This is a genomic window from Rhizobium sp. 18055 (genome assembly GCF_902706285.1).
Lineage (GTDB): Bacteria > Pseudomonadota > Alphaproteobacteria > Rhizobiales > Rhizobiaceae > Rhizobium.
The window spans coordinates 135,275-151,576 of record NZ_CACSKD010000010.1 but is presented as its reverse complement, the minus strand read 5'-3'; the positions used below and the strand labels follow the sequence as shown (position 1 = coordinate 151,576).

The 16,302-nt window shown below is 61.9% G+C and carries 13 protein-coding genes and 1 other RNA gene; all 14 read left to right on the top strand.

The genetic code is table 11. From position 1 onward, the window contains the following. Window positions 1-11 precede the first annotated feature (11 nt). The 14 genes from GVL52_RS18080 to murB all read left to right on the top strand — a co-directional run bounded on the left by GVL52_RS18080 (window position 12) and on the right by murB (window position 16,302). Window positions 12-1,202 (top strand): FAD-binding oxidoreductase, encoded by a 1,191-nt coding sequence (locus GVL52_RS18080; RefSeq protein WP_160009616.1) that lies wholly within the window; start codon window positions 12-14, stop codon window positions 1,200-1,202. A gap of 55 nt (window positions 1,203-1,257) precedes the next feature. Further along, window positions 1,258-1,653: RNase P RNA component class A (gene rnpB, locus GVL52_RS18075), an RNA gene on the top strand. A gap of 828 nt (window positions 1,654-2,481) precedes the next feature. Beyond that, complete coding sequence (gene mraZ / locus GVL52_RS18070) at window positions 2,482-2,922, top strand: division/cell wall cluster transcriptional repressor MraZ (RefSeq protein WP_244619222.1); 441 nt, start codon at window positions 2,482-2,484, stop codon at window positions 2,920-2,922. A gap of 14 nt (window positions 2,923-2,936) precedes the next feature. Next, window positions 2,937-3,962, top strand: a complete 1,026-nt coding sequence (gene rsmH, locus GVL52_RS18065; RefSeq protein WP_160009612.1) for a 16S rRNA (cytosine(1402)-N(4))-methyltransferase RsmH — start codon at window positions 2,937-2,939, stop codon at window positions 3,960-3,962. Between the two features lies 1 nt (window position 3,963). Further along, window positions 3,964-4,371, top strand: a complete 408-nt coding sequence (locus tag GVL52_RS18060; protein ID WP_160009610.1) for a hypothetical protein — start codon at window positions 3,964-3,966, stop codon at window positions 4,369-4,371. Window positions 4,372-4,373: 2 nt separating this feature from the next. Beyond that, window positions 4,374-6,125 (top strand): penicillin-binding protein 2, encoded by a 1,752-nt coding sequence (locus tag GVL52_RS18055; protein ID WP_160009608.1) that lies wholly within the window; start codon window positions 4,374-4,376, stop codon window positions 6,123-6,125. A gap of 67 nt (window positions 6,126-6,192) precedes the next feature. Then, complete coding sequence (locus GVL52_RS18050) at window positions 6,193-7,653, top strand: UDP-N-acetylmuramoyl-L-alanyl-D-glutamate--2,6-diaminopimelate ligase (RefSeq protein ID WP_160009739.1); 1,461 nt, start codon at window positions 6,193-6,195, stop codon at window positions 7,651-7,653. Then, window positions 7,650-9,083, top strand: a complete 1,434-nt coding sequence (locus GVL52_RS18045) for a UDP-N-acetylmuramoylalanyl-D-glutamyl-2,6-diaminopimelate--D-alanyl-D-alanine ligase (RefSeq protein ID WP_160009606.1) — start codon at window positions 7,650-7,652, stop codon at window positions 9,081-9,083. The genes GVL52_RS18050 and GVL52_RS18045 overlap by 4 nt, the downstream gene beginning before the upstream one ends. Window positions 9,084-9,105: 22 nt before the next feature. Beyond that, on the top strand, window positions 9,106-10,206 hold the full coding sequence (gene mraY / locus GVL52_RS18040) for a phospho-N-acetylmuramoyl-pentapeptide-transferase (protein WP_160009604.1): 1,101 nt from the start codon (window positions 9,106-9,108) through the stop codon (window positions 10,204-10,206). Window positions 10,207-10,213: 7 nt separating this feature from the next. Next, window positions 10,214-11,626, top strand: a complete 1,413-nt coding sequence (murD, locus tag GVL52_RS18035) for a UDP-N-acetylmuramoyl-L-alanine--D-glutamate ligase (protein ID WP_160009602.1) — start codon at window positions 10,214-10,216, stop codon at window positions 11,624-11,626. A gap of 1 nt (window position 11,627) precedes the next feature. Then, on the top strand, window positions 11,628-12,782 hold the full coding sequence (gene ftsW, locus GVL52_RS18030; protein ID WP_160009600.1) for a putative lipid II flippase FtsW: 1,155 nt from the start codon (window positions 11,628-11,630) through the stop codon (window positions 12,780-12,782). Window positions 12,783-12,788: 6 nt separating this feature from the next. Then, the gene (murG, locus tag GVL52_RS18025) at window positions 12,789-13,919 is read left to right on the top strand and encodes an undecaprenyldiphospho-muramoylpentapeptide beta-N-acetylglucosaminyltransferase (protein ID WP_160009598.1); all 1,131 of its coding nucleotides are present in this window, start codon (window positions 12,789-12,791) and stop codon (window positions 13,917-13,919) included. Beyond that, window positions 13,916-15,331: a UDP-N-acetylmuramate--L-alanine ligase gene (gene murC / locus GVL52_RS18020; protein ID WP_160009596.1), complete on the top strand. Its 1,416-nt coding sequence runs from the start codon at window positions 13,916-13,918 to the stop codon at window positions 15,329-15,331. The genes murG and murC overlap by 4 nt, the downstream gene beginning before the upstream one ends. Beyond that, window positions 15,328-16,302 (top strand): UDP-N-acetylmuramate dehydrogenase, encoded by a 975-nt coding sequence (gene murB / locus GVL52_RS18015; protein WP_160009594.1) that lies wholly within the window; start codon window positions 15,328-15,330, stop codon window positions 16,300-16,302. The genes murC and murB overlap by 4 nt, the downstream gene beginning before the upstream one ends.

The window sequence follows — 16,302 nt, the reverse complement described above, 5'->3', positions numbered from 1 at the left end:
TCGAGATGATCATGGGCGTGGATTTCAAATATATCATCGTTGGCAGGGGCATGATGGGTGCTGCGGCCGCGAGGCATCTGGCAAAGGCGACGGACGGCGTTGCGGTGATCGGGCCGGACGAGCCCACCGACAAGCAGAGCCATGACGGTGTTTTCGCCAGCCATTATGACGAGGGTCGGATTACCCGCACGATCGATCCTGATCGCGACTGGGCGCTGCTCGCCAACCGATCGATTGCGCGCTACGCCGAGATCGAACGAGAAAGCGGGATTTCGTTCTATACGCCAGCCGGCTGTCTTGTGGTTGGTCCTGCTCGCGACGGGAGCGATGGCTATGTCGAGCGGACGGCTGCCGCTGCCAGTTCGTTGGGCGTCGAAACTGGATTGCTTGATGATGCCGGCCTGAAGAGCCGGTTTCCGTTTTTTGCCTTTCCAGGCGGCAGCGAGGGCGTCCATGAGGCGACGGGTGCCGGCCATATCAGCCCGCGCAATCTGGTGCGGGCCCAGTCGGTGGCTGCCGAGAAGGCCGGCGCGTCGATCGTTGATGATGTCGTTGTGGCAATCCGCGACGAGGGCGGCGTGGTCGCAGTCGAAACATCCGCCGGACGCAGCTATCGTGCCGAAAAGGTATTGCTGGCCGCTGGCGGTTTTTCTATTGCGGAGAATCTGTTGCCGGAGCCGGTTGATCTATCGGTTTATGCGCGCACCATTGCGTTCTACGAAGTCGATGACGATGCCGGATCGGCATTTGCCGGCATGCCGTCGCTGATCTTCGAGGGGGCCGGTGGCAGTGACCACTTCTACATGCTTCCGCCGATCCGCTATCCTGATGGCAAACTTTACATGAAAATCGGCGGCGACCCCGACGACGTGCCCCTTGGTCGTGAGCCGGAGCTGCGTTCGTGGTTCAAGACCGATGGCCGCGAGAGCGTCGAGCATCATCTGACGCGGCTGATCTTGCGCACCGTTCCCGATCTCCGGCCGGTCTCGACCTCCAGAGGTTCATGCGTGGTGTCGTTCACGCCGAGCGGCAATCCGATGATCGGGTACACGTCTTCGCCTCGGATTGGGGTGCTGACCGGCGGCTGCGGCACGGCTGCCAAGAGTTCCGATGAGATCGGCCGACTGGGAGCCGAGCTGTTGCTTGAAGGCCGAATCAGCGAGCAGGGCTACGCGACGGATTTCAAACCGTATTTCCGTTAGCAGTGGGCCGATATTTCGGTGGCATTCGTCGGCTGTCTCGGTTATGGGAGCCATGCCAGTTGGCCGGGCAGCCGCGCTTTACCAATGTCGAAAGACGGTAAGGTGAGGAAAGTCCGGGCTCCACGGAAACACGGTGCCGGATAACGTCCGGCGAGGGCGACCTCAGGGAAAGTGCCACAGAAAGCAAACCGCCTGCCTCGGCAGGTAAGGGTGAAAGGGTGGGGTAAGAGCCCACCGCATCTCCGGCAACGGCGATGGCAAGGTAAACCCCACCGGGAGCAAGACCGAATAGGGATGACGTGGTCGGCGCAAGCCGGCCGGCTGGTTTCCAGGTCAGTCATCCGGGTGGGTTGCGAGAGGCAGCGTGCAAACGTTGTCCCAGAGGAATGGCTGCCACGTTCCGGTTTCGGCCGGAGCCTTACAGAACCCGGCTTACAGGCCAACTGGCGATTACATCAGAACAGACGCGCACGATTTCACTGGCCCACGCAGGGCTCAGTGAGACGTTCGCGGCTGCGTCAGACATTCCTCGCAAATGGTGGTGCTCGCTGATAGCGCCGACCATCTCTTCAAGAGTTTTCCACAGCTTATGCATTGAATGTCAGATGTCATTGCTGCTTTTTTGGGCGGAACTCCAGTATCCGTGACCTTTGATCCGTTCAAGATTCCCTTCAGATTGAATCCGGACATGGTGTTTCTCCATATTTTATTGGTTTGTTCTGCGGATTATGTGATTTTGTATTTCAATAAGCGGTTTATTAACAATAATATATTTTATTAGTCTGTGATACAGTCATCGCTGGATTATTTTTGTTTCGACTCTTGATCCGCATTCATCGGTGGCCGTTGCAGCGTTGATGCCCATTTTGGCGTCGATGCGGGGTGGTTCGATCAGTCGATCGCTGTGGCGCGACCTCAGCGCGGGCGCCATCGCGCTGCCCGAATGGGACGAGGGCATTCTGCGGTTGGCGTGTGGCGGTAACCGTCGCGATTTGGCCGTTCATAACCCTTTGTTAAACTTAACAGCTTATAAATTTTCGATACTGCGCTCATCGTGAGACGGGCGTTTCCCATTGACGCCCATATGGTCCCATGTTATCCCATTCCTGCACTGCGCAAGGGCAATCAAGTGCCCACCAATCGCAAAGTAAAGGCGTACTCCTCACCGGAGGCGCTGGGTGGAATTGTATTCATCCGGCTGGCGAAGCTGTGTCTGAGTTTTGGGGTTCCGGGCATGTGATTTCCGTCCGGGCTCTTTCGGGAACGGATGTTTCGTGTCATGAGCCGCTTCCTTTCACATGCGACCAACAGGATCGATTCCAAGGGCCGGGTTTCCGTGCCGGCGGCGTTTCGTTCGGTGTTGGCGCAGAGCAATATCCAGGATTTGTACTGCTTCCAGGATTTTGTGTTTCCGGCGATCAGCATCGGCGGTTCGGAGCTTCTCGAAAGGTTCGAACGGCAGATTGCGACGGCAGATCCGTTTTCGCCGGAAGCCAACGAGATGTCGCTCCTCATTCACGGGGGCGGGGTCTTCATGAAGCTCGACGCCGAGGGGCGGTTGATGGTCACGGATTTCATTCGCGATTTCACCGGTATCTCGGACGAAGTGACCTTCGTTGGTCGGGCGGATCATTTTCAGCTGTGGCAGCCGAAGGAATTTCAGGCGGTCCAGCTACGGGCAAGAGAGGAGCGCAGGCTGGCGGGCAGGCGTTCCTCGTAACACGAGGGAACGGAATGGCGGCGAATCCTGGCGAAGGTTCTACTGATGCCGGTGGCGGACCGGTTCGCCACATTCCGGTTCTTCTCACCGAAGTGCTGACGGCGCTCGAGCCTGCGGCAGGCAAGGTCATTCTCGACGGTACTTTCGGCGCTGGCGGCTATACGTCGGCCATCCTTGCTGCCGGTGCCGATGTGATCGCGCTCGATCGCGATCCGACGGCGATTGCTGCCGGACAGGCCATGGTTGCGGCGCATGGCGGTCACCTCAATCTTATTCATTCCCAATTCTCGCAGCTGGCCGATCATGCGCCCGAGGGCGGGCTCGACGGCATCGTGCTGGATATCGGCGTGTCGTCGATGCAGATCGACGAAGCGGATCGCGGCTTTTCGTTCCAGAAGAACGGGCCGCTCGACATGCGCATGTCGGCATCCGGTGTCTCTGCTGCCGATGTCGTCAATCGTGCCAAGGTGGCCGAACTGATCCGCATCTTCCATTTCCTCGGCGAAGAGAGCCAGTCGCCGCGCATAGCGCACGCGATCGAGAAACGCCGTGCCGACAAGCCGTTCGAGACGACCCGCGATCTGGCAGGCCTGATCGAGATCGTCACGCCGCGCAAGATGAAGGACAAGATCCATCCGGCGACGCGCGTGTTCCAGGCGCTGCGCATCTTCGTCAATGACGAGCTGGGCGAGCTGGCGCAGGCGCTGTTTGCGGCGGAGCGTTCGCTGAAGCCCGGTGGCCGCCTTGTCGTCGTCACTTTCCATTCGCTGGAAGACCGGATCGTCAAGACCTTCTTCTCCGACCGTGCCGGCAAGGCTGTCGGTTCGCGCCACATGCCTGTTGCCCATGAGCGGGCGGCGACTTTCGACAGGATCGGCAAGCCGATGGTTTCGGCCAGCGATGCCGAAGCCGAGATCAACCCGCGGGCGCGGTCTGCCAAGCTGCGTGCGGGTCTCAGGACCGCGGCTGCCGCGGAACCCGACGACATTTCGATCTTCGGACTGCCCAACCTCGCAAGCCTCGGAAAGCTCGGAGCCTGATATGCTGAGAACCTTCGACCTCGTCCTTATCGGCGTCATGACGGCAGCGGCCGCCGTGACCTACACGATCAAGCATCGTGCCGAACTGAAGCTCGAAGAGGTTCATCGCCTCGAGGCCGAGATCAAGCTCGAGAAGGATACGATCGACCTGCTCAAGGCCGACTGGGCGCTGCAATCGCAGCCGAACCGGCTCGAGCGGCTGGTGACCAACTACAATAGCGAGCTGCAGCTGCAGCCGACGGTGTCGACCTCGCTGGTTCATGCGAGGGAATTGCCGATGTTGAAGTCGCAGGTGCCCGTGCCTGAAATTGCCGACGCCAAGGGTACCAAGCCGAAGGCGAAGACCGTGCCGGCAAAGCCTGCTGAAAACGAAGACGAAGACGATATGGCAACCGGATCTGTGGAGTAGAGATGTCCTTTCTTTCACGCATCATGGTGGCCAAGAGCCAGGCGCATTTTTCATCCGGCGTCTACAGTCGCTTCGGCGGCCCATCCGGCGCCATGCCGATCCAGGGTACGCGCAAGAAGCGTAGCGGACAGGCCAAGAGCCGGGTCGGCCTCCTGGCCTTCGCCTTCGTCTGCGTCTACTGCGTCATCGGCGGACGCCTGGTCGAATATGCGGTGCGTGATCAAGACGTCGTTTCCAGCATTCCTCCAGCCGATCGGCTGATGGCATCGCGTCCCGATATTCTCGACCGCAACGGCGAAGTGCTGGCGACCGACATCCGCACCGTCTCGCTGTTTGCCGAACCGAACAAGGTGGTCGATGCCGACGAGGCCGTCGAGAAGCTGACCACCGTGCTGCCCGATCTCGACATGAAGGGCACCTACAAGAAGCTTGCCAACCGCAGCTCTCATTTCGCCTGGCTTCGCCGCCAGCTGACGCCGAAGCAGCAGAGCCAGATTCTGGCGCTCGGCATTCCCGGCATCGGCTTTCGTCCGGAGAAGCGCCGCTTCTATCCAGGTGGTGCAACGGCCGCGCACATTCTCGGTTACGTCAACATCGACAACCGCGGCGTTGCCGGCATGGAAAAGTACATCGACGATCAGGGGCTTGCCGATCTCGCCTCTGTCGGGATGACGAGCGACCAGCCGCTGGAACCGGTCAAGCTGTCGATCGATGTGCGTGTGCAGAACATCGTGCGTGACGTCGTTGTCAACGCCGTCAAGAATTATGAAGCGAAGGGTGCCGGTGCCGTCGTTCTCGACATTCACACCGGCGAAGTGCTTGCCATGGCATCGGCGCCGGATTTCGATCCGAACAACCCGATGGAGGGCGCCAAGGAAGGCTGGCTGAACCGCATGTCGAACGGCACGTTCGAAATGGGCTCGACCTTCAAGACCTTCTCTCTGGCGATGGCGCTCGATACCGGCAAGGTCAATCTCAATTCCAGCTTCGACGCCACGCAGCCGATCCGCATCGGCGGCTTCACCATCCACGACTTCCACGGCCAGCGCCGCTGGCTGACGCTGCCTGAAGTGTTCCAGTATTCGTCGAACGTCGGTACGGCGCGCATCATCGATATCGTCGGCATGGAAGCGCAGAAGGATTACCTGACCAAGCTCGGCCTGCTGACCAAGATGAAGACCGAGCTTCCCGAGATCAAGATGCCGAGCCAGCCGAAGGTCTGGAAGAAGATCAACTCGGTGACCATCTCCTTCGGCCATGGCGTCTCGACGACGCCGTTGCAGACGGCGGTTGCCGGTGCTGCACTTATGAACGGCGGCAAGCTGATCGAGCCGACCTTCCTGCCGCGCACCATGGAACAGGCAAACGAGGTGGCCGAGGTCGTCGTCAAGAAGTCCACCAGTGACGACGTGCGCTACCTGTTCAAGCTCAACGGCATCAAGGGCTCCGGCCGCAACGCCGACGTGCCCGGCTTCAATGTCGGCGGCAAGACCGGCACGGCCGACAAGGTCGTCAACGGCCGCTATGCCACCAACCTCAACTTCAACGCCTTCCTGGCGGCCTTCCCGATCGACAATCCGCGTTATGTGGTGCTGACCTTCTGCGATGAACCGCACAATGGCGAGAAGGGCCAGAACATTGCTGCCTACACCGCTGCACCGATGGTCAAGAACATCATTGCGCGGGCGGCGCCGATCCTTGGTGTGGAACCGAAGTTCGGTGACGACGGCTCGGCCATGTTGGTGTCTTATTGAGTCTGAATGAATGTCGCAGCCGATTCGCCATGGGGGCCCGACGGCGCGAGAGAGAAATGTGGATTCGATGAAACTGCGGGACATTGCCGGACTTGGGTTTCCGGAACTTAGGGAACAGCTGGACGGACCGGTAGGGACGTTGGAGATCTCCGGCCTGTCCGCCGATAGCCGGAAGATCGCGCCCGGCATGGCTTTCGTCGCTGTCGCCGGTACCAAGGCCGACGGTACCGGCTTCGTGGCCGACGCGGCCGCGCGGGGTGCTGCGGTGGCCGTTGCCGCTCACGCCGTCGAAGCGTCCATTCCTGTTCTCGTTGTCGAAAACCCCCGCCGTTTCCTGTCGATTGCTGCCTCGAATTTCTATGGCAAGCAGCCGGAGACGATGGTGGCCGTCACAGGCACTGCCGGCAAGACGTCGGTTGCCTCGTTCACCCGCCAGATCTGGGCTCATGCCGGCCATGCTGCGGCGATGATCGGCACCACCGGCGTCGTCTCGCCGACCCGCAATGATTATGGTTCGCTGACCACGCCCGATCCGGTTTCGCTACACGAACTGCTGGCGGAACTTGCCGACGAGGGTGTCACGCACGCGGCGATGGAGGCGTCGAGCCATGGTCTCGACCAGTCGCGCCTCGATGGCGTCCAGCTTGCTGCCGCCGCATTCACCAATCTCGGCCGCGATCACATGGACTACCATCCGACGATCGAGGACTACATGGCCGCCAAGATGCGGCTGTTCGATACGCTGCTGCCGAAGGGCTCGCCGGCCATTATCTTCGCCGACGATGCATGGTCGGAGCAGGCGATCAAGGCGGCGATCGATGCCGGGCACAATGTCCGCACCGTCGGCCGCAAGGGCGAATACTTGACGCTGAAGCGCGTTGAGCATTTCCGTCACAAGCAGGTGGCAGAGATCCATGCCGAGGGTCAAATCTTCGAAGTCCATATTCCGCTCGCCGGCGATTTCCAGGTTGCCAATGCGCTTGTCGCTGCCGGCCTTGCGATGTCCACGGGCGTTCCGGCCAAGGTGGCGATGGCTGCACTCGAGAAGCTGCAGGGCGCTTCCGGGCGCCTCGAACTCGTCGGCCATACCAAGGACGGCGCGCTCGCCTATGTCGATTACGCCCACAAGCCGGATGCGCTATCGAATGTGCTGGCCTCCGTGCGGCCGTTCACAACAGGTCGGGTGATCGTGGTGTTCGGTTGCGGCGGCGACCGTGACCGCGGCAAGCGGCCGATCATGGGCGAGATCGCCTGCCGGCTGGCCGATGTGGTGATCGTCACCGACGACAATCCGCGCTCCGAGGTGCCGGCCGAGATACGCGCCGAGATCATGGCCGCCGCGCCCGGCGCCACCGAGATCGCCGACCGTGCCGAGGCGATCCGCGAGGCTGTCGGTATGCTGACGTCAGGTGATACATTGATCGTTGCCGGGAAGGGGCATGAGGAAGGGCAGACCATTGCCGGTGTGACGCTGCCGTTTTCGGATCATGCCGAACTGCGCAAGGCCCTGGGGGAGCTGAAATCGTGAGCTGGCTTTGGACGACGCAGGATATGATTGCTGCCATGGCAGGGCGCCCGTTCGGGACGCTGCCCGAGGGCATCACCGGCATTGCGATCGACAGCCGTTCGATCGGACCGGGCGAGGCTTTCTTCGCGATCAAGGGCGACCGTGTCGATGGTCATGATTACGCGTCGATGGCGATGGCCAATGGCGCGGCTCTGCTCGTGGTCAGCGAAGCCCGTCTTCCGGCCATGGGTCGGCTGACGGTGCCGATGATCGTCGTCGAGGATGTGCTGGTGGCGCTCGGCAAGCTCGGGCTTGCGGCGCGGGCCCGCTCAAGGGCGCAGATCATTGCGGTCACCGGCTCTGTCGGCAAGACCACCACCAAGGAGATGCTGCGTCGTGTGCTCGCCCCGTCGGGCAAGGTGCACGCGTCTGTCGCCTCCTTCAACAATCACTGGGGCGTGCCGCTGACGCTGGCGCGCATGCCGCTCGACACCTATTTCGGCGTGTTCGAAGTCGGCATGAACCATCCGGATGAAATCCGGCCGCTGGTGAACATGATCGAGCCGCATATCGCCGTCGTCACCACGATCGCGCCGGCGCATCTCGGCAATTTCAAGAGCATCAAGGAAATCGCCACCGCCAAGGCGGAGATTTTCGAGGGCGTGGTGCCGGGCGGTCATGCCGTGCTCAACCGCGACAACGACCAGTTCAATTTTCTCGACCGCACGGCGCAGGCCTGCGGTATCCAGCATATCCACTCCTTCGGACAGCATGCCAAGGCCGATTTCCGCATGGCGGAGTTCAATGGCGGCGACCAGAGTTCGACGCTGTGGATCACCATCGACGGCGAGACCCATGAGGTGGCGATCGGCGCCCCCGGTCGGCATATCGCAGAGAACGCGCTGGCAGCGCTCGGCGTCGTCAAGATCGTCGGCGCCGAGATGCATTCGGCCATCGCGGCACTTGCAACGCTGCAGGCCGAGAAGGGCCGGGGCCGTCGCCACAAGCTTTCGATCGGCCATGGCAGCTTCACCGTCATCGACGAGAGCTACAACGCCAACCCGACCTCGATGCGGGCCGCGATTGCGCTGCTGGCAAGTTCGGTCCCGACAGGATCGGGCCGGCGGATTGCCATTCTTGGCGACATGCTGGAGATGGGCGACTATTCGCAGAAGGTTCATGCCGATCTGGCCGGACCGCTTCTTGCTGCCGGTATCGAGCATGTGTGGCTCGCCGGTCAGGAAATGCTGACACTTAAAGAATCACTTCCCGAGAGCGTATCCGTCGTGCACCGCACGCAGACGGACGAACTCATCGACCATGTATTGAACTCAGTCGCAGTGGGCGACGTGCTGATGGTAAAATCGTCATTGGGCCTTGGTTTCGGCAAGATTATTGCCGCGCTCCTTGACAAGTTCCCGCCATTTGCCGACACGCAACGCGAATTTTGAGCGGGTAAACAAGGGGCCCTGAATGCTGATTTGGCTAGTCGAACTGTCGGACCACCTGAGATTTCTGAATCTGTTCAGGTACATCACGTTCCGTACGGGCGCCTCTCTCTTTACCTCTGCGCTGATCGTTTTCCTGTTCGGGCCGATGATCATCAACTCGCTGCGCATCCGTCAGGGCAGGGGTCAGCCGATCCGTGCCGATGGTCCGCAGACCCACTTCAAGAAGGCCGGTACGCCGACCATGGGCGGCCTGATGATTCTGGCCGGCATCGTCGGCTCCTCGCTGCTGTGGGCCGATCTTTCCAACGTCTATGTCGTGGCGACCCTGCTGGTGACGCTCGGCTTCGGCGCGATCGGCTTCTATGACGATTATCTCAAGGTCAGCAAGCAGAGCCACAAGGGCTTTTCGGGCAAGGCGCGCCTTGGCATCGAGTTCGTCATTGCCGGCATCGCCGTCTATTTCATGATGCGCGCCGCCCACACGTCGGGTCCGGCTGGTTCCACCTTCGGCACCTCGATCGCCTTCCCGTTCTTCAAGGATTTCATGATCAACCTCGGCATCATGTTCGTCGTCTTCGGTGGCTTTGTCATCGTCGGCGCCGGCAATGCCGTGAACCTGACCGACGGGCTCGACGGCCTGGCAATCGTGCCTGTCATGATCGCGGCCGCCTCGTTCGGCATCATTGCCTACCTCGCAGGTAACGCGGTGTTCGCCAACTACCTGCAGATCAATTTCGTGCCGGGAACGGGGGAACTCTCCGTCGTGCTTGGCGCGGTGATCGGGGCGGGGCTCGGGTTCCTGTGGTTCAACGCGCCACCGGCGGCGATCTTCATGGGCGACACCGGTTCGCTGGCGCTGGGCGGCACGATCGGCACGGTTGCCGTTGCCACCAAGCATGAGATCGTCATGGCGATCATCGGCGGCCTGTTCGTGATGGAAACGCTCTCGGTGATCATCCAGGTTGGCTACTTCAAGATGACCGGGCGCCGCGTCTTCCTGATGGCGCCTATCCACCACCATTTCGAGAAGAAGGGCTGGACGGAAAGCCAGGTGGTTATCCGCTTCTGGATCATCGCCGTCGGACTGGCCATGCTCGGCCTCTCGACGCTGAAGCTGCGGTGAGACGATCATGATCCCGGTCACCACGCTTGCAGGAAAAAAGGTCGCGTTGTTCGGGCTCGGCGGTTCCGGCTTTGCCACGGCCCGCGCCCTTGTTCTGGGCGGGGCTGACGTGACGGCGTGGGACGACAATCCTGACAGCGTGACCAAGGCTGCGGCCGAGGGCATCCATACCGCCGATCTCAGGACCATCGACTGGAACGCGCAATCGCTGTTCGTGCTGTCGCCGGGCGTGCCGCTGACCCATCCGAAGCCGCACTGGACGGTCGATCTGGCGCGCACATCAGGTGTCGATATCGTCGGCGACGTCGAGCTGTTCGTGCGCGAGCGCCGGGCGCATGCGCCGGATAGCCCGTTTATCGCCATCACAGGGACCAACGGCAAATCGACGACCACGGCGCTGATTGCCCATATCCTGAAATCGAGCGGCCGCGATACGCAGCTCGGCGGCAATATCGGCACTGCCGTGTTGACGCTGGAGCCGCCGAAGGCCGGTCGATTCTATGTGGTCGAGTGCTCGTCCTACCAGATCGATCTGGCGCCGACGCTCAATCCATCGGCCGGCATCCTGCTCAACCTGACGCCGGATCATCTCGATCGGCATGGGACGATGCAGCATTATGCCGACATCAAGGAACGGCTGGTCGGCGGTAGCGGTGTGGCCGTTGTTGGTGTCGATGACAGCTATTGCGAAGTGATCGCCGACCGGATCGAGCGGGCCGGCGGCAAGGTGATCCGCATTTCCCGGCGCCAGCCATTGGCCGACGGGATCTATGCCGAGGGCACCAAACTCATTCAGGCGTCTGCGGGTGCTGTCCTGCCGATCGCCGACCTCGATGGAATCCAGACGCTGCGTGGCAGCCACAATGCGCAGAATGCGGCGGCGGCCGTTGCCGCGTGCCTGGCCGTCGGCGTGTCGGCAGAGGAGATCCGTGCGGGGCTGACCTCGTTTCCGGGCCTCAAGCATCGCATGCAGCCGATCGGGCGCCGTGGCAACGTGGTGTTCGTCAACGATTCCAAGGCCACCAATGCCGATGCTGCAGCGCCTGCACTGTCGAGCTACGACCGGATCTACTGGATCGCCGGCGGATTGCCGAAGGCCGGTGGGATCACCACGCTGGCGCCTTTCTTCCCGCACATCGCCAAGGCCTATCTGATCGGTGAGGCGGCGGCCGAATTCGCCGCGACACTCGGCGAGGCGGTGCCTTACGAGATATCGGGAACGCTGGAGCAGGCGGTCGCGCATGCGGCGGCCGACGCTGACAAAGACGAAACGGGGCCTCTGGCGGTGATGCTGTCACCGGCTTGCGCAAGCTTCGATCAATATAAGAACTTCGAAATCAGGGGCGATGCATTTGTCAGCCATGTGGCAGCGCTCGACGGAATCACCATGCTGATCGGTTCGGCAACAGGAGATAAGTGACATGGTAAGTCGTGCGGAACGTGGGGCTTTGGCCGATTGGTTCTGGACCATCGACCGGTTTTTCCTGGCGATGTTCATCTTCCTGATGGGCATCGGCTTCATGCTGTCGTTTGCCGCTTCGCCGGCGGTGGCCGAGCGTATCGGGCTGGAACCGTTCCACTTCGTCAAGCGCCACGCGGCCTTCATGATCCCGTCGCTCTCGGTGATGATCGGCCTGTCGTTCCTGACGCCGCGGCAGGTGCGCCGCACGGCGATCCTCCTCCTCATCGTCGCGCTGTCGATGATGCTTCTGGCGCTGTTCTTCGGCGTCGAGGTCAAGGGTTCCCGTCGTTGGGTGACGCTGGCCGGCATCTCCATTCAGCCGTCGGAATTCATGAAGCCGGCCTTCGTCGTCGTCTGCGCCTGGCTGTTTGCCGAGCACGCGCGCCAGCCGGAAATTCCGGGCAACCTGTTTGCCATCATCCTGTTCGGCATCGTCGCGGCTTTGCTGGTGGCGCAGCCTGACCTTGGCCAGACGATCCTGACGACCGCAGTCTGGGGCGGGATGTTCTTCATGGCCGGCATGCCGTGGCTGTGGATCATTGTGCTCGGCGCCATGGGGGCGGGTGGTCTGGTCAGCGCCTACTACGTCTTCCCGCACGTGGCGCTGCGTATCGACAAGTTCATGACCGGCGAGGGCGACACCTTCCAGATCGACACGGCGCGTGAGGCGATCATCCGTGGCGACTGGTTCGGCCAGGGGCCGGGCGAGGGTATCGTCAAGCGGATCATTCCCGACGCCCACACCGACTTCATCTTCTCGGTGGCAGCCGAAGAGTTCGGCATCATCTTCTGCATCGCGCTGGTGCTGCTGTTTTCGGCGCTGGTGCTGCGCGGCCTGTCGCATGCCTACAAGGAGCGCAACGACTTCAACCGCTTTGCGGTCGCTGGCCTCGTGTTGCAGATCGGCATACAGTCGATCATCAACGTGGGCGTCAATCTCGAACTGCTGCCGGCCAAGGGCATGACCCTGCCGCTGATTTCGTACGGCGGCTCGTCGATGGTCGCCATCTGCGTTACGGCCGGGTTCATTCTGGCGCTGACGCGTCACAGGCCGGAAAAGCGTGCGCAGGAGCGGAGCCTGTTCCGCGTCGCGCACGGCGTCCCGGCGGAGTAAGAGTTCATGAGCAAGGGTATCGTTCTGCTTGCCGCCGGGGGAACCGGCGGCCATGTGTTTCCGGCGGAGGCTCTGGCCTACAAGCTGAGGGAACGCGGCTATTCCGTGCATCTGGTCACGGACAGCCGGGCGGAGCGGTACGCCGGCAAGTTCCCGGCCGATGAGATTCATGTGGTGCCTTCGGCCACCATCGCCTCGAAGAACCCGGTGGCGGTCGCCCGTTCGCTGTGGACGCTGTGGAGCGGCATGCGGGCGGCGAAAAAGCTGATTGCGCGGCTGAAGCCGGTCGTGGTCGTCGGCTTCGGCGGCTATCCGACCGTGCCGCCATTGCTGGCGGCGACACGTCTCGGCGTGCCGACGATGATCCATGAGCAGAATGCGGTGATGGGACGCGCCAACAAGGCGCTGGCATCACGCGTGCAGGCGATTGCCGGCGGCTTCCTGCCGGAGAATGGCGGCGCCTTTCCAGAGAAAACGGTGACGACGGGCAATCCCGTTCGCCCCGCCGTCATCGAGGCTGCGAAGACGCCCTATATGCCGTCGCATGCCGGTGAACCGTTCAATCTTGTGGTCTTCGGCGGCAGCCAGGGCGCGCAGTATTTCTCCAAGGCTATGCCGACGGCGATCAGCCTGCTCGACGACGATCTGCGCGCACGTCTGCGGATCACCCAGCAGGTGCGGCCCGAGGACATGGGCATGGTCGGCGATTGCGTTGCCAAGCTCGATATGGGGGCAGCATCCGACATCGCCCCGTTCTTCAACGATATGGCCGAGCGACTGGCCAAGGCGCATCTGGTGATCTGCCGCTCCGGTGCATCGACCGTGTCGGAGATCTCGGTGATCGGCCGTCCGGCGATCCTGGTGCCTTATCCGCACGCGCTCGATCACGACCAGGCGGCCAATGCCGCGTCGCTGGCGGCCACCGGTGGCGCCAAGGTGATCGTGCAGGCGGAACTCTCGTCCGAGAAGATCGCCTCGATCCTGACGCATGTGATGAACGACCCGGAAAAGCTGGCCCGGATGGCCGCTGCCGCCAGACAGGCGGGCAAACCTGACGCTGCGAACTTGCTTGCCGACATGGTAGAGGCTATTGCGGCGCGACGTACAATTGCAGAGTTCAAGGGGAAGAGCGCATGAAAATGCCGAAGGCCATCGGCCTCGTCCATTTCATCGGTATCGGCGGCATCGGCATGAGCGGCATTGCCGAAGTGCTGCACAATCTCGGCCATCGTGTCCAGGGATCGGATCAGGCCGATGGCGCCAACGTGCAGCGCCTGCGCGAAAAAGGTATCGAGGTTTTCGTCGGCCACAAGGCCCAGAACCTTGGCGATGCCGAAGTCGTCGTCGTCTCGACCGCGATCAAGAAGGACAATCCGGAGCTGATCGCTGCCCGCGAAAAGCTGCTGCCGGTGGTGCGCCGCGCCGAGATGCTGGCCGAGCTGATGCGCTTCCGCAATGCGATCGCCATCGGCGGCACGCATGGCAAGACCACGACCACGTCGCTGGTTGCCACGCTGCTCGAGGCCGGTGGTCTCGATCCGACCGTCATCAATGGCGGCATCATCAATGCCTACGGCACCAATGCCCGGATGGGCGAGGGCGAGTGGATGGTGGTGGAGGCCGACGAGTCGGACGGTACCTTCCTGAAGCTGCCGGCCGATGTTGCCGTCGTCACCAATATCGACCCCGAGCATCTCGATCACTACGGCAATTTCGACGCCGTGCGCGCTGCGTTCCGGCAGTTCGTCGAGAACGTGCCGTTCTATGGTTTTGGCGTCATGTGCCTCGATCACCCTGAAGTGCAGGCACTGGTCGGGCGTATCGAGGACCGCAAGGTTATCACCTATGGCGAAAATCCGCAGGCCGACGTTCGCTTCATGAATGTGCGCATCGACGGTCCGCGTTCGATCTTCGACGTCGAGATCCGCCGCCGCCGTACCGGCCAGGTCATCAAGCTCGACAATCTGGTGATGCCGATGCCCGGCCGCCACAACATCTCGAATGCGACGGCTGCGATTGCGGTCGCCAATCGCCTCGGCATGTCGAACGAAGATATCGCCAGGGGGCTTGCCTCCTTCGGTGGCGTCAAGCGTCGCTTCACGCTGACCGGCGAATGGAACGGTGTGCAGATCTTCGACGATTACGGCCACCATCCGGTCGAGATCAAGGCTGTGCTGCGCGCCGCACGCGAGGCCTGCAAGGGCCGCGTCATCGCCGTGCACCAGCCGCACCGCTACTCGCGCCTCGCCAGCCTGTTCGAGGAATTTGCCGCCTGCTTCAACGATGCCGACAGCATTTTCCTGGCGCCGGTCTATGCGGCGGGCGAAGAGCCGATTGACGGCGTGAACGCCGAAACGCTTGTTTCGCGTATCAAATCCGGCGGGCATCGCGATGCGCGCTTCCTCGCTTCCCCCGAGCTTTTGCCTGAAATGGTCGCAGAGATTGCAAAGCCAGGCGATTTTGTGGTTCTGTTGGGGGCTGGGAGTATCACTTACTGGGCGGCAGCGCTGCCCAAGCAACTGGAAGGCCTTTCGGGTATATCTGCATGAAACAGGTGAATGGGGAAAAGCTTCTTGCGTCGCTCGGCGACGGTGTAACGGACATCCGCGGGAGAATCACGCCGGATGCGCCGATGGACCGCGTCACATGGTTCCATGCCGGTGGCCTGGCGGAACTGATGTTCCAGCCGCACGACGAAGACGACCTCATCGCCTTCCTGAAGCTTCTCCCGGCCGAGGTGCCGCTGACGGTTGTCGGCGTCGGCTCCAACATCCTGGTTCGCGACGGCGGCATTCCCGGCGTTGTGCTGCGCCTGTCGGCCAAGGGCTTCGGCTCCGTCGAGCTTGCCGGCGAGAATCGCATCCGCGCCGGTGCGATCTGCCCCGACAAGCACGTTGCCGCAATGGCGATGGACAACAGCATCGGCGGTTTCCATTTCTACTATGGCATTCCCGGCAGCATCGGTGGTGCGGCCCGCATGAACGCCGGCGCCAATGGTGGCGAGACGCGTGATCGTGTGGTCGAAGTGACGGCCATCGACCGCAAGGGCAACAAGCATGTGCTCTCGAATGCCGACATGGGCTACGAGTACCGCCATTCGTCTGCTGCGAGCGATTTGATCTTCACCTCGGTCCTGTTCGAGGGCTATGCGGAGGAACGCGCCAAGATCCGCGCTGACATGGATGCCGTGCGCAGTCACCGCGAGACCGTGCAGCCGATCCGCGAGAAGACCGGTGGCTCGACGTTCAAGAACCCCGAGGGCCATTCGGCCTGGACGCTGATCGACGAGGCGGGTTGCCGCGGGCTCGTCATCGGCGGCGCGCAGATGTCGTCGCTTCATTGCAACTTCATGATCAACAATGGTCAGGCGACCGGCTACGATCTCGAATATCTCGGCGAGCAGGTTCGCCGCGAAGTGTTCGAGCAGGCGGGTATCAAGCTCGAATGGGAAATCAAGCGTCTGGGCGTGTTCATGCCGGGCCGCGAGGTTCGTCCGTTCCAGGGCGTGACGACGGAATAG